The organism is Thiomicrolovo sp. ZZH C-3, from assembly GCF_054862725.1.
Genome location: NZ_JBTKXX010000001.1, coordinates 441,600 through 463,178, shown reverse-complemented (window position 1 = coordinate 463,178; position 21,579 = coordinate 441,600). Strand labels below are relative to the sequence as shown.

General features: G+C 60.1%; 19 protein-coding genes. 5 read left to right on the top strand and 14 right to left on the bottom strand.

Annotated features, from left to right (window positions below; genetic code table 11):
- Nucleotides 1–30: 30 nt before the first annotated feature.
- Complete coding sequence (locus ACXWTF_RS02385; protein ID WP_461713427.1) at nt 31–1,320, bottom strand: peptidase U32 family protein; 1,290 nt, start codon at nt 1,318–1,320, stop codon at nt 31–33.
- Nucleotides 1,321–1,407: 87 nt separating this feature from the next.
- Between ACXWTF_RS02385 and ACXWTF_RS02380 the strand changes: the two genes are divergently transcribed.
- From ACXWTF_RS02380 to leuA, 4 genes are all read left to right on the top strand, one after another.
- Nucleotides 1,408–2,187 carry a histidinol-phosphatase HisJ family protein gene (locus ACXWTF_RS02380; RefSeq protein WP_461713426.1) on the top strand — a complete coding sequence of 260 codons (780 nt, stop codon included), beginning with the start codon at nt 1,408–1,410 and terminating at the stop codon, nt 2,185–2,187.
- A 126-nt stretch (nt 2,188–2,313) separates the two neighbouring features.
- A complete protein-coding gene (gene glnA / locus ACXWTF_RS02375; RefSeq protein ID WP_461713425.1) occupies nt 2,314–3,744 on the top strand; it encodes a type I glutamate--ammonia ligase in 1,431 nt (476 codons plus the stop codon).
- Between the two features lie 127 nt (nt 3,745–3,871).
- Nucleotides 3,872–4,750 carry a sensor histidine kinase gene (locus tag ACXWTF_RS02370; RefSeq protein ID WP_461713424.1) on the top strand — a complete coding sequence of 293 codons (879 nt, stop codon included), beginning with the start codon at nt 3,872–3,874 and terminating at the stop codon, nt 4,748–4,750.
- Between the two features lie 133 nt (nt 4,751–4,883).
- A complete protein-coding gene (gene leuA, locus ACXWTF_RS02365) occupies nt 4,884–6,554 on the top strand; it encodes a 2-isopropylmalate synthase (RefSeq protein WP_461713423.1) in 1,671 nt (556 codons plus the stop codon).
- 262 nt (nt 6,555–6,816) lie between these two features.
- On the opposite strand, the gene ACXWTF_RS02360 is transcribed toward leuA, so the two are convergent.
- The 13 genes from ACXWTF_RS02360 to ACXWTF_RS02300 all read right to left on the bottom strand — a co-directional run bounded on the left by ACXWTF_RS02360 (nt 6,817) and on the right by ACXWTF_RS02300 (nt 19,680).
- Nucleotides 6,817–7,290, bottom strand: a complete 474-nt coding sequence (locus ACXWTF_RS02360; protein WP_461713422.1) for a hypothetical protein — start codon at nt 7,288–7,290, stop codon at nt 6,817–6,819.
- A 33-nt stretch (nt 7,291–7,323) separates the two neighbouring features.
- On the bottom strand, nt 7,324–9,270 hold the full coding sequence (locus ACXWTF_RS02355) for a penicillin-binding protein 1A (RefSeq protein ID WP_461713421.1): 1,947 nt from the start codon (nt 9,268–9,270) through the stop codon (nt 7,324–7,326).
- Nucleotides 9,267–9,962, bottom strand: coding sequence for an ATP-binding cassette domain-containing protein (locus ACXWTF_RS02350; protein WP_461713420.1), 696 nt, complete (start codon nt 9,960–9,962; stop codon nt 9,267–9,269). The genes ACXWTF_RS02355 and ACXWTF_RS02350 overlap by 4 nt, the downstream gene beginning before the upstream one ends.
- A gap of 5 nt (nt 9,963–9,967) precedes the next feature.
- On the bottom strand, nt 9,968–11,065 hold the full coding sequence (locus tag ACXWTF_RS02345) for an aminotransferase class I/II-fold pyridoxal phosphate-dependent enzyme (RefSeq protein ID WP_461713419.1): 1,098 nt from the start codon (nt 11,063–11,065) through the stop codon (nt 9,968–9,970).
- Nucleotides 11,062–11,814, bottom strand: a complete 753-nt coding sequence (locus ACXWTF_RS02340) for a M48 family metallopeptidase (protein ID WP_461713418.1) — start codon at nt 11,812–11,814, stop codon at nt 11,062–11,064. Before ACXWTF_RS02340 ends, ACXWTF_RS02345 begins: the two co-directional genes overlap by 4 nt.
- Nucleotides 11,811–12,374 carry a septum formation inhibitor Maf gene (maf, locus tag ACXWTF_RS02335; protein ID WP_461713417.1) on the bottom strand — a complete coding sequence of 188 codons (564 nt, stop codon included), beginning with the start codon at nt 12,372–12,374 and terminating at the stop codon, nt 11,811–11,813. Before maf ends, ACXWTF_RS02340 begins: the two co-directional genes overlap by 4 nt.
- A 4-nt stretch (nt 12,375–12,378) precedes the next feature.
- Nucleotides 12,379–12,915, bottom strand: coding sequence for a hypothetical protein (locus ACXWTF_RS02330; protein ID WP_461713416.1), 537 nt, complete (start codon nt 12,913–12,915; stop codon nt 12,379–12,381).
- Entirely contained in the window at nt 12,912–15,461 is a 2,550-nt protein-coding gene (gene alaS, locus ACXWTF_RS02325) for an alanine--tRNA ligase (protein WP_461713415.1), read from the bottom strand. Before alaS ends, ACXWTF_RS02330 begins: the two co-directional genes overlap by 4 nt.
- Before the next feature lie 76 nt (nt 15,462–15,537).
- Nucleotides 15,538–15,879 carry a hypothetical protein gene (locus tag ACXWTF_RS02320; protein WP_461713414.1) on the bottom strand — a complete coding sequence of 114 codons (342 nt, stop codon included), beginning with the start codon at nt 15,877–15,879 and terminating at the stop codon, nt 15,538–15,540.
- A gap of 59 nt (nt 15,880–15,938) precedes the next feature.
- Nucleotides 15,939–16,556 carry a DedA family protein gene (locus ACXWTF_RS02315; RefSeq protein ID WP_461713413.1) on the bottom strand — a complete coding sequence of 206 codons (618 nt, stop codon included), beginning with the start codon at nt 16,554–16,556 and terminating at the stop codon, nt 15,939–15,941.
- The gene (gene murG / locus ACXWTF_RS02310; protein WP_461713412.1) at nt 16,556–17,572 is read right to left on the bottom strand and encodes an undecaprenyldiphospho-muramoylpentapeptide beta-N-acetylglucosaminyltransferase; all 1,017 of its coding nucleotides are present in this window, start codon (nt 17,570–17,572) and stop codon (nt 16,556–16,558) included. Before murG ends, ACXWTF_RS02315 begins: the two co-directional genes overlap by 1 nt.
- Nucleotides 17,569–18,729, bottom strand: coding sequence for an FtsW/RodA/SpoVE family cell cycle protein (locus ACXWTF_RS02305; RefSeq protein WP_461713411.1), 1,161 nt, complete (start codon nt 18,727–18,729; stop codon nt 17,569–17,571). The genes murG and ACXWTF_RS02305 overlap by 4 nt, the downstream gene beginning before the upstream one ends.
- 111 nt (nt 18,730–18,840) lie before the next feature.
- Entirely contained in the window at nt 18,841–19,680 is an 840-nt protein-coding gene (locus tag ACXWTF_RS02300; protein ID WP_461713410.1) for a hypothetical protein, read from the bottom strand.
- A 61-nt stretch (nt 19,681–19,741) separates the two neighbouring features.
- Between ACXWTF_RS02300 and ACXWTF_RS02295 the strand changes: the two genes are divergently transcribed.
- Nucleotides 19,742–21,565 carry a peptidoglycan D,D-transpeptidase FtsI family protein gene (locus ACXWTF_RS02295; protein WP_461713409.1) on the top strand — a complete coding sequence of 608 codons (1,824 nt, stop codon included), beginning with the start codon at nt 19,742–19,744 and terminating at the stop codon, nt 21,563–21,565.
- Nucleotides 21,566–21,579: the final 14 nt, after the last annotated feature.

Here is a 21,579-nt window from a genome sequence, read left to right as displayed (position 1 = left end):
CCGAATTCACGGCGGGCGTTAACAGTGCCGCTATACGGGCGGCGACTGGTCGATCCCGTCTGCGGGGATGCGCAGGAAGCTGTATTGGGGAAGTCTGCCCGGCAGGGCGATGGGGTTGACGTTGCCGCTGTGCACCGCCTCCCACTCCCGGCCGTTTTCCGCCACGAGCTTGGCAAAACGGACATACCATCGGCCGTCGCGCTCGTAGATCGATCCGTACTCGTTCGTATAGGGGGAGAGGACCGCGTCCGAAGGCGCGACGATCTCCGCCTCGTCCCCGGGGCGGGTCGTGTATTTGCAGAGGAAGTGTTCGCCGTCTTCGGTGACCATGCCGCTCACCTGGTGGGTCCCCATCTGCATCGTGAAATCGAGACTCTGCGTATCGTGCTTCTCAAAAGGGCGGTTGACGAGGTAGGCGTCGGTGAACCCGCGGTTCTGCATCGTGTTCAGCTCCTCCTGGTAGCGTGCGCTCGGTTCCAGGCCAGCATAGTAGTCATCAATGGCCATACGGTACGCCTTGGCGGTGATAGCCGCGTAGTAGCTTGCTTTCGTCCGCCCCTCGATCTTGAGCGAATCGACCGCACCGGCATCGATGATCTCCTTGATATGCGAGGCGAGGTTAAGGTCCTTCGAGTTCATAATGTAGGTCCCTATTCCCGGATCCTCTTCCAGCCGGAACAGCGTCCCCGTCTCCGGGTTCGCCGCGTAGAGTTCATAAGGGAAGCGGCAGTCGTTCGCGCAGCTGCCGCGGTTGGGGACCCGGCCGCTCTGCACGGTCGAAATGAGGCAGCGGCCGCTGTAGGCAAAACACATCGATCCGTGGACGAAAACCTCGAGTTCGAGGTCCGGCAGCTCCGTTTTGATCTGCTTGAGATCCTTGAGCGAGATCTCCCGGGCGGCGATGATGCGGCGCGCCCCCATCTCGTAATAGACCTTCGCATCAAGCACATTCATGACGTTGGCCTGGGTCGAGAGGTGCAGCGGGATCTGCGGCGCGAGCTTGTGCGCCAGCTGCAGAACGCCCGGGGTCGCCACGATAAAGGCGTCCGGTTCCAGCTCCGCCATCGCGAGAATGTGCTTCTCCAGCAGGTTCAGCTGGGAGTTGAAGGGGAAGCCGTTGATGGTCGCGTAGACCTTTTTGCCCCTCGCATGGGCATAGTCGATCCCCTCTTTGAAGCTCTCCATCGTAAATTCTTTGCCTGAACGGATCCGCAGCGAGAAGTGGCTCACCCCGCCGTAGACGGCGTCGGCCCCGAAGTCGATCGCGATCTTGAGTTTCTCCAGATTGCCCGCCGGAGAGAGTAGTTCAACTTTATGCATTCTTTTTTCTTTGAATCTTTTTGCGTATTTTACCCGACCTTCTTGATACGCATCCTATAATGCTGTAATTAATATGGGATTCAAGCTATGAAAATCGACCTGCACAACCATACGACACTCTGCAACCACGCCGAAGGGAGCGTCGACGAATATGTCGAAGCGGCCATTGCTGCGGGCATCGACATTTTCGGCTTTTCCGACCACGCTCCGATGGCGTTCGACCCCAAGTACCGGATGCAATTCGAAGAGATGGAGCAGTACCACGCCATGGTGATGGACGCGCGGGCGAAGTACGAGGGCAGGATCGACATCCTTTTCGGCTACGAGGTCGACTACCTCGAAGGGCATATGGACCAAAGGGTGCTGGACGCCGATGTCGACTACCTTATCGGTTCCGTGCACTTCCTCGACGAGTGGGGCTTCGACAACCCCGAGTTCATCGGACAGTACGAGCATGAGGATATCGATGTCATCTGGGAGCGCTATTTCGACCAGGTCGAAGCGATGGCACGTAGCGGCCACTTTGACATCGTCGGCCACCTCGACCTCATCAAGGTGTTCAAGTTCATGCCCGAACGCGATATCGTCTCCATCGCGGGTCCTGCCCTCGATGCCGTCGCCGCGGCGGGGATGACGATGGAGATCAACGTCGCGGGCTACCGCAAACCCGTCGCCGAAGCCTACCCCTCGCCGGCACTGCTCGGGGCCGCCTATGAACGGGGCATCCCCGTCACCTTCGGTTCCGATGCGCACGCCCCGGGGCAGATCGGCCTGTTCAGAGATGAGGCAGAGGCCCTCGCCCGGGCAGCGGGGTACAGCGAATGTGTATACTTCCGTAACAGAAAAGCCTACAGCGTCGCGCTCTAACACCGCTTTTCCACCCCATTTCCCTACAAAAAGCGACAAATTGCCCAATTTTTAACCACACTTCTTTCGCTAGCGTAAAGGCATTTCGGCTATACTTACCGCAAATTATCACCACAGGAGAAATCAATGGGAAAATTCGTTAACAGCATTGACGAGTTCTTTAAATACTGTGAAGAGAACGACGTCCAGTTTGTCGACCTTCGTTTCACGGACATCAAAGGGGCATGGCACCACCTCACCTACCGCATGAGCGCCGTTAACGCCGACAATCTTGCAAACGGATTCCCTTTCGACGGTTCTTCTATCGAAGCATGGCAGCCGATCAACCGCTCTGACATGATCCTCAAGCCGGACGTACCGACGGCATTCCTCGACCCTTTTACCGCCGATCCGACCATCATCGTTTTCTGTGACGTCTTCGACATCTACAAAGGCGAACTCTACGAAAAATGTCCGCGCTCCATCGCGAAAAAAGCGCTCAAGCATGCTGAAGAGCTTGGTATCGCCGATGCGGCTTACTTCGGACCGGAAAATGAATTCTTCATCTTCGACGAAGTCCACTTTGTCGACTCCATCAACGAAGCGGGTTACCGCATCGACACCGAAGAGGGTGAGTGGAACTCCAACACCCGTTTCGAAGAGACGTACAACACGGGTCACCGCCCGGGCACAAAAGGCGGTTACTTCCCGGTAGCGCCGACGGACTCCATGGTCGACCTCCGTGCCGAGATGATGATGGTCCTCGAGCAGGTCGGTCTCGAAGTCGTTCTGGGCCACCACGAAGTTGCACAGGGCCAGGGCGAGATCGGTGTCGTCTTCTCTGACATCATCGGTGCTGCGGACAATGTCCAGAAGTACAAATACGTCGTCAAAATGGTTGCCCACCTCAACGGTAAAACGGCAACGTTCATGCCGAAGCCGCTCTTCGGTGACAACGGTAACGGTATGCACACGCACCAGTCCCTGTGGAAAGACGGCAAGAACCTCTTCTACAAAGAGGGCAACTACGGTAACCTCTCCGATATGGCGATCAACTACATCGGCGGTATCTTCAAGCACGCGAAAGCGGTTGCAGCGTTCACCAACGCCTCTACCAACTCCTACAAGCGTCTGATCCCGGGCTTCGAAGCACCGAGCATCCTGACATACTCCAGCCAGAACCGCTCCGCTTCCTGCCGTATCCCGTACGGTGCGGGCGAAAAAGCGACCCGTATCGAAATGCGCTTCCCGGACTCTACCGCGTGTCCGTACCTCGCCTTCGCTGCGATGATGATGGCCGGCCTCGACGGTATCAAAAACGGTGACACTCCGGTCGGTCCGATGGACGAAGACCTCTTTGAACTGACACTGGACGAGATCCGTGCAAAAGGTATCCCGCAAATGCCGCATACCCTGCGCGAAGCCCTGGAAGGTCTGATCTCCGACAACGACTTCCTCAAGCCGGTCTTCACGGAAGATTTCGTTGAAGCATACCAGCACTACAAATTCGAACGCGACGTTTGGCCGGACGAAGGCCGCCCGACTGCCTACGAATTCAAATCCACCTATATGTGCTAATCCTACCCCCTGTTACGGGGGTAAACTCCTCTTGTTTTTTTCCGCTAAAATCAGCCCCCCTTTATCCTACTTTCGCTATAAATAAATCATATATTGAAAACATTATTTGATTCAAAGACAGGAACGAGTGAAAGCGCCCAAGACCCAGACACTTATTGAAGATATTCTTGCCCTCTCAACGCAGTGTGACAACGGGTTGCGCGAGAAGATCAAACTCCTGATCGAAAGCTACACCACCGAGGGGTCTGCGCGCGAGCATATGCTGGAACAGCGGGTCATCGAAGAGATGGACAAACGCCTCGAACGCGAAAAAGTCCTCCAGAACCAGGCGAAGATGGCGGCGATGGGCGAGATGATGGACGCCGTCGCCCACCAGTGGAAACAGCCCCTTAATGCCCTCTCCATGTACGGCGACCTGCTCAAGATGGATTTCGAAGCGGGGGAGGTCACCCTCGAATACATCGAAAAGTTCGTCGAGGATATCCAGGAACAGATCACCCACATGGTCTCGACGCTGAGCGAATTCCGTACCTTCTTCCGTCCCGACAAAGAGAGCGGCCCCTTCGGGCTGAAACGCTGCACCCAGTCGGTTCTCCTGCTGGTGCACGACGAGATGCTGCGCAACAACATCGCCGTCACCGTCGAAGAGGGGCGCGAGATCATCGTCACCGGGATCGAAAACGAATTCAAGCACCTGCTGCTCAACCTGCTCGCCAATGCCAAGGATGCCTTCATCGAACGGGAGAGCAAAGCGCGCGAGATCCTCATCCGTTTTTACAAAAAAGGGGCGCACAACTACATCGAGGTCGAAGACAGCGCCGGCGGGATCGACCCGGAACTCCTCGAGGAGATCTTCAAGCCGAACTTCACGACCAAGCGCGATGACAAAGGGACGGGAATCGGTCTGTATATGAGTACCCAGATCGCCGAGAAGATGCGGGGCTCCCTGACCGTTGAAAACGGCAGCCGCGGTGCCATCTTCCGCCTGGAACTCCCCCTCCCCTGACTTCCGAAACTTTATAACCGTCTGAACGAGCGCACCCCCGCGCCGCCATGAACCTGAACCCGCTGACAGTTTCGCTATAATTGCGCCACGATTTCTAGCAGGAGATCGACTATTTTAGTTCAAGGAGGAGCATATGAAAAATGCTCACAGCGGTAAATACCGCCCGTACCCCAAGATTGATTTGCCACAACGCCAGTGGCCGGATAACACCATCGACAAAGCACCCCTGTGGTGCAGCGTCGACCTGCGCGATGGCAACCAGGCGCTGGTGACTCCGATGAATCTGGACCAGAAACTTGAACTCTTCGACCTCCTGCTCAAACTCGGTTTCAAACATATCGAGGTGGGCTTCCCCTCTGCGTCCAAGGTCGAATTCGACTTTCTGCGTACGCTGGTCGAGCGGAAACTGATCCCGGACGACGTGACCATCCAGGTCCTCGTCCAGGCGCGGGAGCACCTGATCGACAAAACCTTCGAGGCGCTCCAGGGCGTCAAAAAGGCGATCGTGCACCTGTACAACTCAACGTCGACGGCCCAGCGTAAGATCGTCTTCAAAAAAGAACAGGACGACATCACCGCCCTCGCCCTCGAAGGCGTCGACATGGTCAAGAGCCGTGCGGCATCGTTTGACGGCGAGATCACGCTGGAGTATTCGCCGGAGAGCTTTACCGGGACCGAAATGGAGTTTGCCGCCCAGATCTGTAACGCCGTAACGGCGCGCTGGGGCATCAGTGCGGAACGCCCGGTCATCATCAACCTGCCGGCGACGGTGGAGATGGCGACGCCCAACATCTATGCCGACCAGATCGAGTGGATGAGCCGTCACCTGGACAACCGCGAGCACATTCTCATCTCGACGCATACGCACAACGACCGCGGCACCTCCGTCGCAGCGACCGAGCTGGCACTGCTGGCGGGTGCGGACCGCGTCGAGGGGACCCTGCTCAGCAACGGCGAGCGGACCGGGAACGTCGACATTATCACCCTGGCGCTGAACATGTACACCCAGGGCGTCGATCCCGGGCTCGATTTCGGCGACGTCAACACCGTCGTCGACGTCGTCGAGCGGTGTACGGACATTGAAACGCATGTCCGCCACCCCTATGTGGGCGAACTGGTCTATACGGCCTTTTCCGGCTCCCACCAGGATGCCATCAACAAGGGGCTGGCCTACCAGCGTGCGAAGAGCGAGCCGTTCTGGGAGGTGCCTTACCTGCCGATCGACCCGGCGGACGTCGGCCGGACCTACGAGAGTATCATCCGGATCAACTCCCAGTCGGGCAAAGGGGGCGTTGCTTATATCCTCGAGGATAAGTTCGGCTACCAGCTTCCCAAGAAAATGCACCCCGAGATCGGGCGCATTGTCCAGGGCGTCACCGACGTCGAGGGGCGCGAACTGACGGCCGAAGAGATCCTCGGCATCTTCGAAAAGACCTATTTCGACGTGCCCAAGTACATCGAGTTTGTCGATATGGCCGTCAACTCGGAGACGTCGAAAAGCGGGATCGTGACCGTCAAACTGACCTATACGTTCAACGGTGAGGAGATCACGAGCACGGGACAGGGCAACGGCCCGATTGACGCCTGCCGCAAAGCGCTCGGTGAAAAGTTCCCGCACGCCTTTGTGCTGCGCTCCTACGCCGAGCACTCCTGCGGGGAGCAGTCCTCGGCCAAGGCCGTCGCCTACATCGAGATCGAGACGGAGGATTTCGGCTCCTTCTTCGGCGTCGGCCGCGACAACGACATCACCATCGCCGGTGTCATGGCCATGTTCAGTGCGCTCAACCGGGCGTATCATTCCTAATACACGTGAGACGGAGCAAAACAAGGGTACCGCTCGCGTAGCGATGTTTCCTCAAAAAGCCCCGTCTCACTACGCTCGCCGCTGTGGTGCTAAAGCACACCGCTGCTTTGTCCTCGCGTGCCGCGGAATTCCGCCAGGCTGCATCGGCAGCGGCGTTATCATCCATTAAACCCCATATAGCTATTTACTCGGCCACACAGTTTTTCCCACTCAACAGTCTATGCTTTCACTCTGTGCGCTACTTTCCTCATCACCGTAAAGCCTAGAAACTGATCCCGATACTGATTTCCGGGTAGCCGCGGCTGATCTCGTCACCGTTGCTCCGGGTATACCACTCCTGCACCCATCCCGCCGCAATATAGCCTTGCCCTTCGGTATAGGCGATGCCACCGCGGAGACCGACGGTCTCGTAATCTTGATAGTCGCCACTGATATACGTATGCCGGTAAAAAGCGCCGGCGTAGGGATGGAGTGCAGGACTCAGAGGAATGAAATAGGTGACGGGGAGCTCCAGCTCACTCATCGTCGGTGTGCCGCCGAACCAGCCGCGGTACCCCACACCGGCGGAGAGGCCGTTAAGCACGAAATAGCTCGCACTGACACCGACAATCGTATAGGTGCTGTTGTAACCGCTTCCGCTGCCGACACTCGCCCCGACCGTGGTTGTGCCGCTGTCAAATACACCTGCGGCCAGTGTCATTGCGGCAGCGGTGATTACCGAAAGTGCCTTTTTCATACCTTCTCCTTTTGGAGCATGCTAGCACAGCGGCTAGAACAGCAGGCCGTCCTCGGCCTCGGAAGGCATCTTCTCCACCGGCGGCGGCGAAGACTTCGTAAAGAACTCCTCCTCGCCGTTGCGTTCGACCTTCGTCACCCCTTCGGGCATCTCGAATCTGCGTTGCACCTGCGGGAAGAGGTGCAGAAGCTGTGTATAGTATTTACGGAATGCCGGGGCCGCCGCACGGCCGCCCGTCTCCCTTTTGGGCAGCGGAGTATTGTCGTCGTTGCCGAACCAGACGATGGTCTCCACGCTCGGGGAGTAACCGGCGAACCAGGCGTCGATGGAGTTGTTCGTCGTCCCGGTTTTCCCGGCGGTCTCGATACCGCCGACCGCGGAAGCGCGCCCGGTCCCCCGCAGCACGACATCGCGCAGGATCGTCGTCATCAAGAAGGCCTGGGCCGGGCTCGTCACCTCGCGCTGCTTCGGCTGGGCCTCGTAATGCGTCCCCCGTTTGTCAATGCTTGTAATGAGGAACGGATCGGTCTGGACCCCGCCCGCGGCAAAGGAGCTGTAGGCACCCGCCAGTTCGACGGGCGAGAGCGTGATACTGCCCAGGGCCAAAGAGAGGTCCTTGGGCAGCCCGGCGAACTGGTAGCGGGAGAGCTCCCGGTAGATGCGCGAAAGGCCGATATCCGTTACCAGATTGATCGTGGCGAGGTTGCGTGAATGCACCAGCGCTTCGCGCAGGGTGATCAGGCCTTTATAGTCACGCTCGTAGTTTTTGGGCTGCCACTTCTTCTCGCTCCCCTCCGTCTCATAGTCGTAGGTCCGGGCGATATCGACCAGCTCCGTCGCCGGCGAGTACCCCAGGTCCAGCGCCACCTGGTAGATGAAGGGTTTAAAGGCCGAACCCGGCTGCCGGCGTGCCTGCGTCGCCCGGTTGAAGGCGCTCTTGGTGTAATCCACTCCGCCTACGAGTGCAAGGATCTCCCCCGTCACGGGGTCGATGCTGACCAGCGCCCCGTTAAGCTGTCCGTAATGGCTGGCATTGGTATCTTTGTCCCGTTCCATGGCCCGCTTGACAATACCGTCATAGGCGTAGGAGAGGGCCGTCCGGCCGGCCTCCTGCAGCCGCAGATCCACCGTCGTATTGATCATATAGCCGCCGGTGCGGATATCGGGGTAGAGTTCCGCCGCCCGACGCAACACCTCGTCGGTGACGTAGGGTGCCCGGTTCTGCGTCAGGGTCTCGTCGAACACCCCGGGACGCTCCTGCAGCGCCGTGTTATAGCTCGCCTCGTCTACCCACCCGAGATCATGCATCCGGGAGATCACCCGGTTCGCCCGCCCCAGGGAGAGTTCATAGTTGCGCGTCGGCGCGTAAAAGGAGGGGGCCTTGGGGAGCCCGACGAGAATGGCGGTCTCTTTGAGTGTCAGGCGGTTCAGCGGCTTGTGAAAGTACCCCATTGCCGCCGTTTTGATCCCGTAGTAGCCGTGGCCGAGGTAGATGGCGTTGAGGTAGCGCTCCAGGATCTCCTCTTTGCTCAGTTCCGTTTCGAGTTTGAGCGAGAAAATGAGCTCTTTGAGTTTGCGCGAGAACTTCTTCTCCCGCGTCAGCAAGGTATTTTTGACCAACTGCTGGGTGATGGTACTCGCCCCTTCAACCAGTTTCCCCGCCTTGATGTCTTTGATGATCGCGCGGAAAATGGCATCGATGTTGACACCGGGGTGTTCGAAAAAGGTCGTATCCTCGATGGCCAGCAGCGCCTCGATCACCTGCGGCGGGATCTCGTCGAAGGTCGCGTACGCACGGTTCTGTTTATCGAAAATATTGGCGATCTTCTCGCCGTTTCGGTCAAAGATGTAGGTGGTCAGCGGCGGGTTGTACCGGACCAGTTTCTGCGTCTCATGGCCGTACTGCGCTACGAAATAAGCGACGAAAAGGATAAGGGCGACCACACCGGCCAGGCCTCCCCACAACAGAATTTTTTTCACGTTCTATACTCCCTTCCGGCGAAACTTGATTCAATCAGTGTGCGTGTGTACGCATCTTTTGGCGCAGCCATCACCTGCGCCATCGCCCCCTGCTCCACCACCCTGCCATCGCGGATAACACACACCTCGTCGCACAGTGCGCGCGCCGAAACGATATCATGGGTGACAAAGAGCATCAAAAAGCCCATCTGTGTCTGCAGTTCCCGCAGCAACGCGATAATGACACGCCGTGTCTCGGGGTCAAGGGCCGTCGTCGGCTCATCAAGCAGCAGCAGTTTCGGTGTGTGCGACAGGGCGATGGCGATGACGGCCCGCTGCAGCTGGCCGCCCGAGAGCTCCGGCGGGAAGCGCTCCAGCAGCGCCGCATCCAGCCCGACCCGTGTCATCAGCGCCGCCGCTTCCGCCGCCGAAACACCGTCAAAGTGACGCCCCACTTTCGTCAAAGGCGACAGGGCGGTAAAGGGGTTCTGGGGCACAAACGCAACGGTATCACCCCGGCGGAGCGCAAAGGGGGCATCCAGTTCGATCGCCGGCGTCATCGCGGGCGGCAGCATCCCCAGCAGCGCCTTGAGCGTCAGGCTTTTTCCGCTGCCGCTCTGCCCCACCAGGGCCAGCGCACTCTCGATGCCGAAGGCAATGTCGACCAGCGCAGTGCCGGCATAATCGATCCGCAAACGTTTTACCTGAATCATCGCGCCTATTTTACCCAACGGGCGATAATCTCGCAACCGCGCCACAGGCTCTCCTTTTCGACGCCAAGGCGGCCGATCAGCCGGATGATCGCCCGCTCCACCGTCGGCTGGCGGATCGCACCGGCGAGCATCCCCTCCTCCATCAAAGCCGCCTGGATCGCCATCACCTTCCGGTTATCCCCGACGGGGACTGCCGCGATCAGGCCCGCCGCTGCCGTCCCCAGCAGATCATTCATCATCGACCGGCGCTCCGCGATCTGAGCCGAGAGCGTTTCCGCATGCGACACAATATGGTTCAGCGATGCATGGGCCAGCGCCGTGTCAAAAAGCGACGGCGCTGTCGCGTAAATAACGGGCTTGGCCCGGTTGACGAGGTATTCCGTGATATGGCTTGAGGAGAGGACGTAGGCCCCGAAACTGCCGTACGCCTTGCCCAGGGTACCCATCTTGAGGTGGTTGGGCTTCGGTGTGATGCCGTAGAGGTCGAAAACGCCGAGCAGGTGCGGCCCGACCACCCCGCTGCTGTGTGCTTCGTCCACGATCAGCAGGGCGTCGTAGCGCTCCGCCAGATCGAAGATCTCCCGCGCCATCAGGTCCCCGTCCATGGAGTAGATCCCCTCGACGGCGATAATGCGGCGGCGTGCATCGGAAGCGGAAAGCTTCTTCTCCAGTTCTGCCGTGTCATTGTGCCCGAACAGGGTCACCTTTCCTTCGACAAGCTTCGAAGCGAGCACGCCGCTGGCATGGTATTTTTCGTCCATAAAAAGCTCATCGCCCCGGCGCACCAGCGCCTCGATCATCGCCAGGTTCGCGTTAAACCCGCTTCCCATGACAATGGCCGATTCAAACCCGTTGGCTTCGCAGAGCGCGGTTTCAAACTCCCGGTGGACCGGGTGGTAGCCGTTGACGAGCATCGACGCCTTGGGGGCGTGGACCTTCTCCCCGCGCAACCGTTCGACGGCCGCCTCGAACAGTTCAGGGTGCTCCGCCAGTCCCAGGTAGTCGTTGGAAGCGAGGTCGATGACCTCCGGATCAAACAGGCGGCGTTCCCGGTAGCGCCCCGAACGTTTCAGGGCGGCAAGCTCCTTGTCGTAATAGTTCATCGCTGTGCGGGAAGTTGCTTGATAAAGGCGTTGATCGTATCGATGCGCGACTGGTCGGAGGGGTGGGTCGATAGGAACTCCGGCGATTTCTTCCCGCCCGAAGCTGCCTGCATCCGTTCCCAGAAACGGACAGCCTGGTGCGGGTCGAACCCCGCCTTCCACATCAGGTAGAGGCCGATCTGGTCCGCTTCCGATTCATGCTTGCGGCTGTAGGGCAGCAGGACACCCAGCTGGGTGGAGAGGCCGTAGGCCTGGTTGTAGAGCCCCTGGTACTGCGCCGGGATCTCCAGGGCGGCTCCCAGCAGCTGGGCACCGGTATTGCTGACCATCTGCATCGACATCCGTTCCGCCCCGTGGCGTGCAAGGGCATGGGCGATCTCGTGCCCCATGACCGTCGCGATCTGGTCGTCGTTCTCCGTCAGTTTGAGCAGCCCCGTATAGAAGTAGACCTTCCCCCCGGGCAGGCAGAAGGCGTTGAGCGTGTCGGACTCGATAACGTTGAACTCCCACTTGAAGTCGTCCCTGCCGCTGACCGCGGCGATCCGCTCCCCGATGCGGCGGACACGGGCCACCTGCGCACTGTCTGTGGAGAGTTTGGCGCTTTTTTTAAGCTTCTCCGATTCGCTGAGCCCCAGCGCAACCTCCTGCTCGTTGGAGATCAGGATAAGCTGGGTGCGCCCCGTCACCGGGGTTTTCGCACAGCCGGCGATCATCAGCATGAGCATCACTGCAATACCAAATCGTTTCATAAGCCCTCCAGGAATGGTTTCAGTGCCTCGACGTTGAGCCCCATCGCGGTGCTCTCGTTGCCGCGGACGCTGCGGATGTAGGGCTTGCAGAACCCTTCGACCATGCAGCCCCCTGCTTTACCCCGCCACTCCCCGGAAGCGAGATAACGTTCCAGATCCTCGGGGTCGAAGGGGGCAAAAAGGTAATCCGTTGCGGAGATGTCGATCAGTTTCAGGCGGGGAGAGTGGTAGATCATGCAGGTGATGATGGAGGTGACGTTCCCGCTCTGTGTCATAAGAATGTTGCGGGCGTCATCAAGGCAGCGCGCTTTGCGCAGGATCTGCCCCTGCGACGTGACGACGGAATCGGCAACGAGGAGCGGATGTTCCTCCATGCCGAAGGTCCGCATCCCTTCCTCGTATTTGCCGACCGTCGCCTGGTAGACGAAGTTTTTCGGCGAAGCGGCGACGATCTGTTCCTCGTCGTAGTCCACCGGGGTCTGGATGAAGTCGATCCCGGCCTGCGCTAACAGCAGGGCCCGGCTTTGCGAGGCGGAGGCGAGGCGGAGGGGTGCGGCCATGACCTTACGCGTGCGAGTAGCGCAGCGTGACTCCGAGGTAGATGGCGATGATGCCGAGGATGATATTGAGCGGGACCATGTATTTTCCGATCAATCCCAGCAGTCCCTTGGCCGCGGCGAAATCGCCGGCGTCGATCTTTTTCTGCGCCTTGTTGCGTCGCAGGATCATGGCGCCGAGGTTGAGGGCCATAATGAGCCAGATCGCCTCTTTGACATGCACAAGCTGATAGGTCGCGAACGCCGCTTCGTCAATGACGTTGCCGTTCGCGTCCACCGACGCGGCGCGGAAACCCCAGCCGACGGCCATCAGGACGGCCGTGATGATCAGGATGATCACAAAGGGGCTCACGATCGCGAAGAGGCGTTTAAGTGCCTGGGCGGTACGTGCCAGGCGCAGCGGCGGCTCCAGCTCCATAAAGGAGTGGTGCGCGGCGAAGCGCATCGCGATCATCCCGCCGACCCAGACGACGGCGCTGAGCACGTGCAGGAAGACGATCAGGGTGCTGTATTCCCAAAAGAGGGTGACCATAGCCTCTTTCATGACAGCGCCTCCGTGATATAGGCTTTGGACGCCTCAAGCGCTTCGGGCAGTTTCGAGGCGTCTTTGCCGCCGGCCTGGGCGAAGTCCGGACGTCCGCCCCCGCCGCCGCCGAGAATCGGTGCGATGGCTTTGATCCAGTCGCCGGCTTTGGCACCGGCGTTCTTGACACCGGCGGCGATCATCACCTTGTCGCCTTTGACCTGGAAGAGCATCGCCGCGACGCTCTCGTTCATATTTTTGAGCTCGTCGATGCGCCCTTTGACGTCACCGCTCTTGATCTCCTCGACAAAGACGCTCACACCGTTGATCGTCTCGGCGTCCAGGGACTCCTTCGCGGCGTTCTGGGCGTCCTGGAGCTCCACTTTCAGCGTGTTGATCTGCTCTTTGAGGCGTTCGACCCCCGCAAGCACGTCACGGTTCTTGACCGCGGCTTCCGCCTCACCGATCAGGTGGCGCTGCTGCTTGAAGTAGTCGTAGGCCGCCTTGGAGCAGACCGCTTCGATCCTTCTGACACCGGCACTGACACCGCTCTCTTTGGTGATGACGAACATCCCGATCTCGCTCGTGCTGCCGACATGGGTCCCGCCGCAGAACTCGATGGAGGCGTCGCCGAAACGGACGACGCGGACACGGTCGCCGTACTTCTCGCCGAACTGTGCCTTCGCGCCGCTCTGCTTGGCCGCTTCGATGTCCATCTCCTCGGTCATGTTGGAGAGGCCGCGCTGCACGACGAGGTTCACGCGCTCTTCGACGGCGGCGATCTCGGCGGCCGTCATGGCCTTGGGGTGGGAGAAGTCGAAACGGAGGCGGTCGGCCTCGACCAGGGAGCCCGCCTGGGAGATGTGCTCGCCCAGCTCTTCGTACAGTGCCGCATGCAGCAGGTGCGTCGCCGAGTGGTGGCGTTCGATCTCCCGGCGCGCTTCATCGACGACCGCCGTGACGCTATCCCCGACGTTGATCGTCGCGGTCGCGCGGATCCTGGAGAGGTTGAGGCCGAAGAATTTCTTCGTATCGAGGACCTCGGCAACCCCTTCGAGCAGACCGGTGTCGCCCGTCTGTCCGCCGCTTTCGGCATAGAAAGGCGTCTCATCCAGCAGTACCCACCCTTCGTGGCGGGCGTGGAGGCTCTCTTCGCGGCCGAAGCCCTCGCTGAGCAGGGCCAGGACCTTCGACTCGCCTCTCATGCGACCGTAACCGACGAAGCTGTTCTCGCCGAACTGCTCCAGCAGCGTTTTGAAGTCCCCTTCAACGTGGGCATCACCGCTCCCCTTCCAGGCCGCCTTGGCCCGTTCGCGCTGCTCGGTCATCAGGCGCTCGAAGGTCGCCGTATCGAGATCAAGCCCCTTCTCGCGCAGCATATCCTCGGTCAGGTCGAGGGGGAAACCAAAGGTGTCGTAGAGTTTAAAAGCGGTCTCGCCGCTGAAGACATCTTTCGTATTTTTAAGCTCTTCGCTGAAGAGGGCGATCCCGTCTTCGATCGTTTTGAAGAAGCGCTCCTCTTCGAGCATGATCTGCTCCTTGACAATGGGCGCTTTCTCCGCCAGGTAGGCGTACTGGTGCCCCATCAGCTCCACGACGGTATCGACGATCTCGTGCATGAACGGTTTGGTAAAGCCCAGCAGGTAGCCGTGGCGTACCGCGCGGCGGAGGATGCGGCGCAGGACATAACCCCGCCCCTCGTTGGAAAAGTTCGTCCCCTGCGAGAGCAGGAAGGTGACGGTACGGATATGGTCGGCGATAACGCGGTAGCTCGCGCCGGTAGCGTATTCGTAGGGCTTGCCGATCAGGTCGACGACCTTGTTGATGATCGGCATGAAGAGGGAAGAGTCGTAGTTGCTGAGCTTCCCTTCCTTGACGGCGACGACGCGCTCGAGCCCCATCCCCGTGTCAATAGAGGGCTTGGGCAGCGGAGTGAGCTCGCCCTTCGCGTTGCGCTCGTACTGCATGAAGACGAGGTTCCAGATCTCCAAGAATCGGTCGCCATCTCCGCCCATGTAATCCTCCGGACCGTTGAAGTGCTCGGCACCCTGGTCGATGAAGATCTCGGAAGAGGGACCGCAGGGGCCGGTATCGCCCATCTGCCAGAAGTTGTCTTTGTCCCCCAGGCGCATGATGCGGTCCGCGGCAATGTATTTCTTCCAGATCGCCTCGGCTTCGTCGTCGCTCTCGTGCACCGTTACCCAGAGCTTCTCGACCGGCAGGGCGAGTACCTCGGTCACGAACTCCCATGCGTAGGCGATCGCCTCCTCTTTGAAGTAATCCCCGAAACTGAAGTTGCCCAGCATCTCGAAGAAGGTGTGGTGGCGGGCCGTGTGGCCGACGTTTTCCAGGTCGTTGTGCTTCCCTCCGGCACGGACACAGGTCTGGCACGAGGTGGCGCGGGGGTTCTCCGGTACCGGGACCTCGCCGGTAAAGATCGTCTTGAACGGGACCATCCCCGCATTGTTGAACAGCAGCGTGGCGTCATCGGGCACCAGCGGTGCGCTCGCTACCGGCGTGTGGCCCTTGGATTCAAAAAATTTCAGATAGGCTTCGCGTACATCCATACTCTCATCACTTTAATGCGGCAAATTACCGCGTAAAATATGCGCGATTATAGCGAAGCGGGGATTAAGGGTAGCTCTAAAGGCGGGAAAGCGCGGCGGCGATATGGCGGCGGATGGTCCAGAGGCTTGCGACAAACTCGAAATAGAAACGTTCCGTCTCCGTGTCAACCTCCCCCGTCTGTCCGATCAGCTCCAGGCGTTCCATCGCCTCACGCAGGTAATCCCGTTCAAGGGCGCAGGCGCAGCAGACCTCATGCTCGCTGTTCATGCCGTCGTTGAGCATCACATACGAACGGGTGACGCAGTCGGCGAGCTGCACGGCATAGTCACGATCACGCAGCATCTCGGCCGACAGCGGGTCGATTTTGGCAATGAGGGCATCAAACTGCCGGTTGATCGACTCGATCATCTCTTTCATGGGGTCTCCTGGCACCGCAATGGCGCCTCCATGATACATAAGTTTTCCTAAAGAGTTACTCAAACCTCATCGGGGGTTTCGCACCGTCGTCTCCGGCGGTAGATATAGAAGACGACCAGCAGGACCACCCCGGCGAAAACCGCCAGGGTTATCTCGCGCAGGTAGCTCTTCAGCAACGCCTCGTTCTCGCCGATCAGGTAGCCTACCAGCACCAGGATCAGGCTCCACAGCCCCGCCCCGAGCGCCGTATATGCCACAAAAGGTGCCAGGGGCATTCGCGCCAGGCCGGCGGGGATGGAGATCAGCTGCCTTATTCCCGGCAGCAGGCGTCCCGAAAAGGTGGAAATAGGGCCGTGCGCCCTGAAAAAGGCATCGAGCCTTTCCAGGCTAGTTTCGGAGATAAAGACGTAACGCCCGTAGCGGCGCAGCAGGGGAAGGCCGAGGGCGAGCGCCAGGTAGTAGTTGATGAGCGCCCCGGAGAGCGACCCCAGCAGTGCCATGAGCATGACCACGAGGGGGTGCATCTCCCCCTGGGCGATCAGGTAGCCCGCCGGCACCAGCACGACCTCGCTCGGGAAGGGGACAAAGGAGCTCTCCACCGCCATCAGGGCGAAGATCCCGATATACCCCAGCCCCAGGACCGTCTCGACGAGCCACTGCGTCAGTTCCGCCAGCATCAGCATGCCCCCCGGACGGCAGCGATGATCGCTGCGGCCGCATCGTCGCTCTCCAGCGCCCGCAGTCCTCTGCTCGCCGCTTCAACACCCTCGTCGAGCATCTGTTCAAGCAGTTCGGGGCGAAGCGCCTCCTCGCGGACGACCCGGGAGAGCCCCTGCTCGGCCAGGTACTTCGCGTTGTAATACTGGTGATCCCCCGCCGCATAGGGATAGGGAACGTAGAGCGCCGGCAGCCCGTTCGCCGCCAGCTCCCAGAGCGTACTCGCCCCGGCCCGGCTGACGGCGAGGTCGCTGCGCGCAAGCAGGGAGGGGAGCTCCTTCGTAAACCCGTAAAGCTCCGCCCCTATTCCCATGGCCGCGTATGCCTCTTGGACCCGTTCATAGTCGCGCTCGCCGCACTGGTGGATGATGGCGATCCCGCGCCGGGCCAGTGCCGGGGCAACGGCAAGGGCAAAATCGTTGATCGCCTTCGCACCCTGCGAGCCCCCCAGGAAGATCACCGTCTCTACCCTGTCGCGTACCCGTGCCGTCTTAAAAAGCGCACGGTTCACGGGATAGCTCTTGACGGGGCTCTCGGAATCGTAGGAGCTGAAAAAATAGCGGGCGTAGCGCCGCAGCATGCGGTTGAGGCGACCGGTCACGGCGTTTTGTTCATGGATAAAGAAGGGGAGCTTCAAGGAGAGGGCGGCAAAAGAGGCCGGGGCCGCCGAGAAGCCCCCCACACTGATGACGGCGTCGGGACGGTAGCGCTTCATGACCCGCCGTGCCGCCAGTGCCGCCCGGGCCACCCGCCACAGTGCCGCCAGTTTCGCGATCCCGCGTCGGTTGACGACCCCCGTCGTCTCCAGAAAATAGGTCTGCTCAAACGCGGAGCCTTCCCCGAACCACATCCGGTCCTGTCCCGTGGTCGAACCGATGAAGATCGCCTCGTCGCCCGCCGCGGTGATCGCGTCCAGCAGGGCCTTGGCGATGGCAAGGTGCCCGCCGGTCCCGCCGCCTGTCAATACGAATTTCAATACTGTGCCTTTTTCGAGATCATCAGGACCATTCCCACCCCGACAGCCGAGGCGATCATCGCCGAGCCGCCGTAGCTGAGGAAGGGTACCGAGATCCCCTTGATAGGGGTGATGCCGCTGATACCGAAGGCATTAAGCAAGAACGCAAACGCCAGCAGCAGCCCTACGCCGACGCTGAAGAGCGAATATCGCGCACTCCCGGTACGGTTGGCGATCGTAAAGATACGCTTGAGCATCCAGACAAAAAGCCCCGTCACAACGGCAACGCCGATAAAGCCGAACTCCTCGGCGATCCCCGCCAAAATGAAGTCCGTATGCACCTCGCTCAGGAACCCCAGCTTGAAGGTCCCGTTCCCGAGACCCGTGCCGACAACCCCGCCGTTGTGGATCGCGTTGAGGGAGTGGCTGATCTGGTAGGGTTCGTCGTGGGACTGCACCCGCAGATGCGCGGCGATGAACTCGGGCATCAAGGAGAGGATGGAGTCCTGCGCCAGCGACCACCAGGAGATGATACGTGCGACCCGGTGCTGGGCGGTAAAGATGAAGACGACGAAGGCACCGACCGCGAGGGCCATCAGCACGAGGAAAAAGCGGAAACTGCTGCCCGCGAGCATCAGCATAAAAAGCAGCGACATCGCCAGGACCATCACCTGCCCCAGGTCCTTCTGCATCACCGCGATCAGGACCATCACGAGGATAAAGAAGGCGGCATAGGGGATGAACTGCCGGAACTCCCCTTTGATCCCGAGCTCGCTGTGGTGGCGGATCTTGCGCGAGAAACTCCAGGCAAGGAAGTAGACGAAGCCTATTTTGAAGAGCTCGACGGGGGCCAGGGAGACCCCGGCGAACCGGATCCACCGTTTTGCCCCGCCGACTTCCGTCACCAGCGACGAAGGCATGAAGGGCATCCCCATCATCAGCACGAGCGCCCCCAGGAAGAGCAGAAACCCGAGCCGGCCGAGCCAGACGTCCGGGTCAAGCTGGGCGATGGCCCACATCAGAAGAATGGAGAAGAGCCCGAACGCCATCTGGCGCAGGGCGAAGTGCATGGGGGTGTAGTCGAACAGAACCACCGTGTATTCCGAGAGGGAGTAGATCATCACGACGCTGATCGCGATCAGCGTCGAAGCGGTGACGAACAGGGTTCTATCGGGCATGCACACTCCGGCTTTTTTGGGATGTATTTTAACCGCCGAAGGCTTATGGGCACCTCTACATCCTCCGTGCTTACCGCCACGCCCGTACACTCCGGAGCGTGGGCAGTCCGCCTAGTCGCAGGTGTGGTTGGGGAGCCGGAAGGTCTGGGCACCGTCGAAATAGAGCGTATTGTGCTCCAGGCGCACACGGTACCGCTCGGTACTGCCGTCGCCGAGGGTCAGCCGCAGCTGCTCCCCCTCCAAGTGCCACTCCCCCCGGCGCATCAGGGTACGACGCGACGTTTCGTTCGCCACGGTATACGCCCCCTTCAGCAGCGCGGCACCATGACGGCAGAGCCACACTTCACGCTTTTCGGTGAAAGCACCGCTGCGCTGATAGAAAACAAAGTGCCCCCCGGTGATGCGCTGGTAGAGCCCCTCCGTATGTGCCGGCAGGGCCCTCAGCGGCGTAAAGCCAATACTGTTGCCAAGGGCGATCATCGTCTGGCGCATCCCTTCATACCCCTCCGGCGTAAAAAAGCCGTAGAGGATGACCGCCCGCCCCTGGGCCCCCAGTACCACATGGATCTGGGCCCGCGTGAAGGCTTCAGGCCCCTCGACCCGGTAGAGGCGGTACAGCAGTGAGGGTCTCAGCGCGGCAATCTGCGACGGGGAAAAGAGTTCCAGCCCGTAATACCGCATGCGCTGCGGGAGCATCTGCCGGGGATCGCCCAGGACGCTTGTATTGGATTCGACGAGGATCCGCCCGCTGCCGTCCGGCGACTGCAGCACAAGCGGGCCGCGCTCGCCGGCAAGCTGCGCCTGCCACTGTGCCGGCAGCATCAGCGATGCCCCCAATTTCGGGGTACTGAGCTTCTGCGGTCCCGTGTAAACCCGCCCTTCGGCCAGCACCTCGGCCAAGAGTATTTCCGAAAAAAAGAGCGTCAGCAGCATCAGGGCGCGGATTATCATGCGCACACTATACACTAACCCCCCTTTCAAGCACAAAACGCTATAGTCCGACTACTGAAACATGCAGGGCGGAAGCAGCACGATGGCCAACGTTGAACTGAACAAAAAGAAAAAAATCGTCATTCTCTTTTTGATGATCTCCTTCGCGTTTGCCGTCTTTGCCCTCGTGATGGCGGGCAAGGCTTTGGGCGAGCGCCACACCCCCCGCCTCTACACCTCCGGCACGACCAAAGCGATGCGCGGCAGCCTTGTCAGCGCCGACGGTTTCCATATCGCCACAACCCGCAAGCTCTACAAAGCGACCGTCAACACCCGCAACATCGATCCCGACAAAAAAGAGCTCTTCGTGCAGCTTTTTTCCGTCTACAGCGGTATCCCCGTCAAGAAAATCCGCCAGAAACTCGGCAAACGCCGCGGCAACGTGGTGCTCAGCTACGACATCTCCCCCAAGCGGGCACAATACCTCAAAAGCCTCGCCTTTGAGCTGCGCAGGCTCGGGGTCTTCGTCGAGTACGAAACCCCTTCGGGCGATACGATCCTCCACGGCCTCAACGTTGTCGAAAGCGGGGAGGCCCGCGTCTACCCCTACGGTGATCTGCTCACCCCCCTGATCGGCTACCCCCGCAAGTTCGAAGAGGACGGCTATACCCGCAACCGCGGCATCAAGGGGCTGGAGAAGCAGTTCGACGACTCCCTGCAGGCGCGCCGCAACGGCTACACCTACGCCCCCCGCGATGCCAACAACTACAAGCGCCTCACCAAGGAGAGCCTCTTTACCCCGCCCCTGGACGGCTATGACCTCCAGCTCACCATTCCCGTCACCCTGCAGATCAGGGTCGAGCGCATCGCAGACGCCATGAAGGCCTATCTCAACGCCGAAGAGATCATGGTCGTCATCATGCAAAGCGGCGACGGAAAGGTCCTCTCCCTGGCCAGCTCCAACCGTTTCCTGCCGACGCAGATCAAAAAGAGCGACTACAGCGCCCTCAATACGGGGGCCCTTGAGTACAGTTTCGAACCCGGTTCCGTCCTCAAACCCCTCGTCTTCTCCATTCTGCTCGAACACGGAAAGGTTAACCCCTTTGACATCGTCAACGGCCACGGGGGGCGCTTCAAGATGGGCCGCAAGGTGATCACCGACGAACACAAGTTCCACTGGATCAGCGCGGAGAACGTGATCGTCCACTCCTCGAACATCGGCATCGCCCAGCTGGCTCAGAAGCTCGAAGGCGACGAGTTCGTCGAGGGGCTGCGGAACTTCGGCCTGACGCTGCCGACGGGGATGGAGTTCCCCTATGAAAAACGCGGGGTGCTCCCCAGCGTACGGCAGCTCAACGCCGAGATCTACAAGGCCACCACCTCCTACGGCTACGGCCTGCGCGTTAACCTGATGCAGCTCATCAAGGCCTACAACGTCTTTAACAACGGCGGCAAAGCGGTCGTGCCGACCACCGTCAAACAGCTCATCGACCCCGCTACGGGCGAAACGATCGCCCTGGAGCAGGACGACCCGGTCCAGGTCCTCACCCCTTCCACGGCAGAGCGGATGAAGAAGATCCTGATCAAAACCGTCCGCGAGGGGACCGGGGTCGGTACCATTACCCCCGGGCTCGAGATCGGCGGCAAGACGGGCACCGCCCACATCGCCGAGCGGGGGCGCTACGTCAACCAGTACAACACCTCCTTCCTCGGCTTCGCCAACGATACCCAGGGGCACCGCTACACGATCGGTGTCACCGTCATCCGGCCGAAAAAGTACCACTTCGCGTCGCTGACTGCCGTCGCGGTCAATAAAAAAGTGATCGATATGATGGTACGGGAGGGGTACCTCGTGCCGGACCCGGTGACGGCAGCGGAAGAAGTGGCGGTCAGCCCCAAGCACTAAACAAAAGCAGTGAG

Bases quoted from the DNA above. Each gene is read 5' to 3' on its own strand.
- ACXWTF_RS02385 (WP_461713427.1), bottom strand. From the start codon at position 1,320: ATGCATAAAGTTGAACTACTCTCTCCGGCGGGCAATCTGGAGAAACTC.
- ACXWTF_RS02380 (WP_461713426.1), top strand. From the start codon at position 1,408: ATGAAAATCGACCTGCACAACCATACGACACTCTGCAACCACGCCGAA.
- glnA (WP_461713425.1), top strand. From the start codon at position 2,314: ATGGGAAAATTCGTTAACAGCATTGACGAGTTCTTTAAATACTGTGAA.
- leuA (WP_461713423.1), top strand. From the start codon at position 4,884: ATGAAAAATGCTCACAGCGGTAAATACCGCCCGTACCCCAAGATTGAT.
- ACXWTF_RS02360 (WP_461713422.1), bottom strand. From the start codon at position 7,290: ATGAAAAAGGCACTTTCGGTAATCACCGCTGCCGCAATGACACTGGCC.
- ACXWTF_RS02350 (WP_461713420.1), bottom strand. From the start codon at position 9,962: ATGATTCAGGTAAAACGTTTGCGGATCGATTATGCCGGCACTGCGCTG.
- ACXWTF_RS02345 (WP_461713419.1), bottom strand. From the start codon at position 11,065: ATGAACTATTACGACAAGGAGCTTGCCGCCCTGAAACGTTCGGGGCGC.
- ACXWTF_RS02340 (WP_461713418.1), bottom strand. From the start codon at position 11,814: ATGAAACGATTTGGTATTGCAGTGATGCTCATGCTGATGATCGCCGGC.
- maf (WP_461713417.1), bottom strand. From the start codon at position 12,374: ATGGCCGCACCCCTCCGCCTCGCCTCCGCCTCGCAAAGCCGGGCCCTG.
- ACXWTF_RS02330 (WP_461713416.1), bottom strand. From the start codon at position 12,915: ATGAAAGAGGCTATGGTCACCCTCTTTTGGGAATACAGCACCCTGATC.
- alaS (WP_461713415.1), bottom strand. From the start codon at position 15,461: ATGGATGTACGCGAAGCCTATCTGAAATTTTTTGAATCCAAGGGCCAC.
- ACXWTF_RS02320 (WP_461713414.1), bottom strand. From the start codon at position 15,879: ATGAAAGAGATGATCGAGTCGATCAACCGGCAGTTTGATGCCCTCATT.
- ACXWTF_RS02315 (WP_461713413.1), bottom strand. From the start codon at position 16,556: ATGCTGGCGGAACTGACGCAGTGGCTCGTCGAGACGGTCCTGGGGCTG.
- ACXWTF_RS02305 (WP_461713411.1), bottom strand. From the start codon at position 18,729: ATGCCCGATAGAACCCTGTTCGTCACCGCTTCGACGCTGATCGCGATC.
- ACXWTF_RS02300 (WP_461713410.1), bottom strand. From the start codon at position 19,680: ATGATAATCCGCGCCCTGATGCTGCTGACGCTCTTTTTTTCGGAAATA.
- ACXWTF_RS02295 (WP_461713409.1), top strand. From the start codon at position 19,742: ATGCAGGGCGGAAGCAGCACGATGGCCAACGTTGAACTGAACAAAAAG.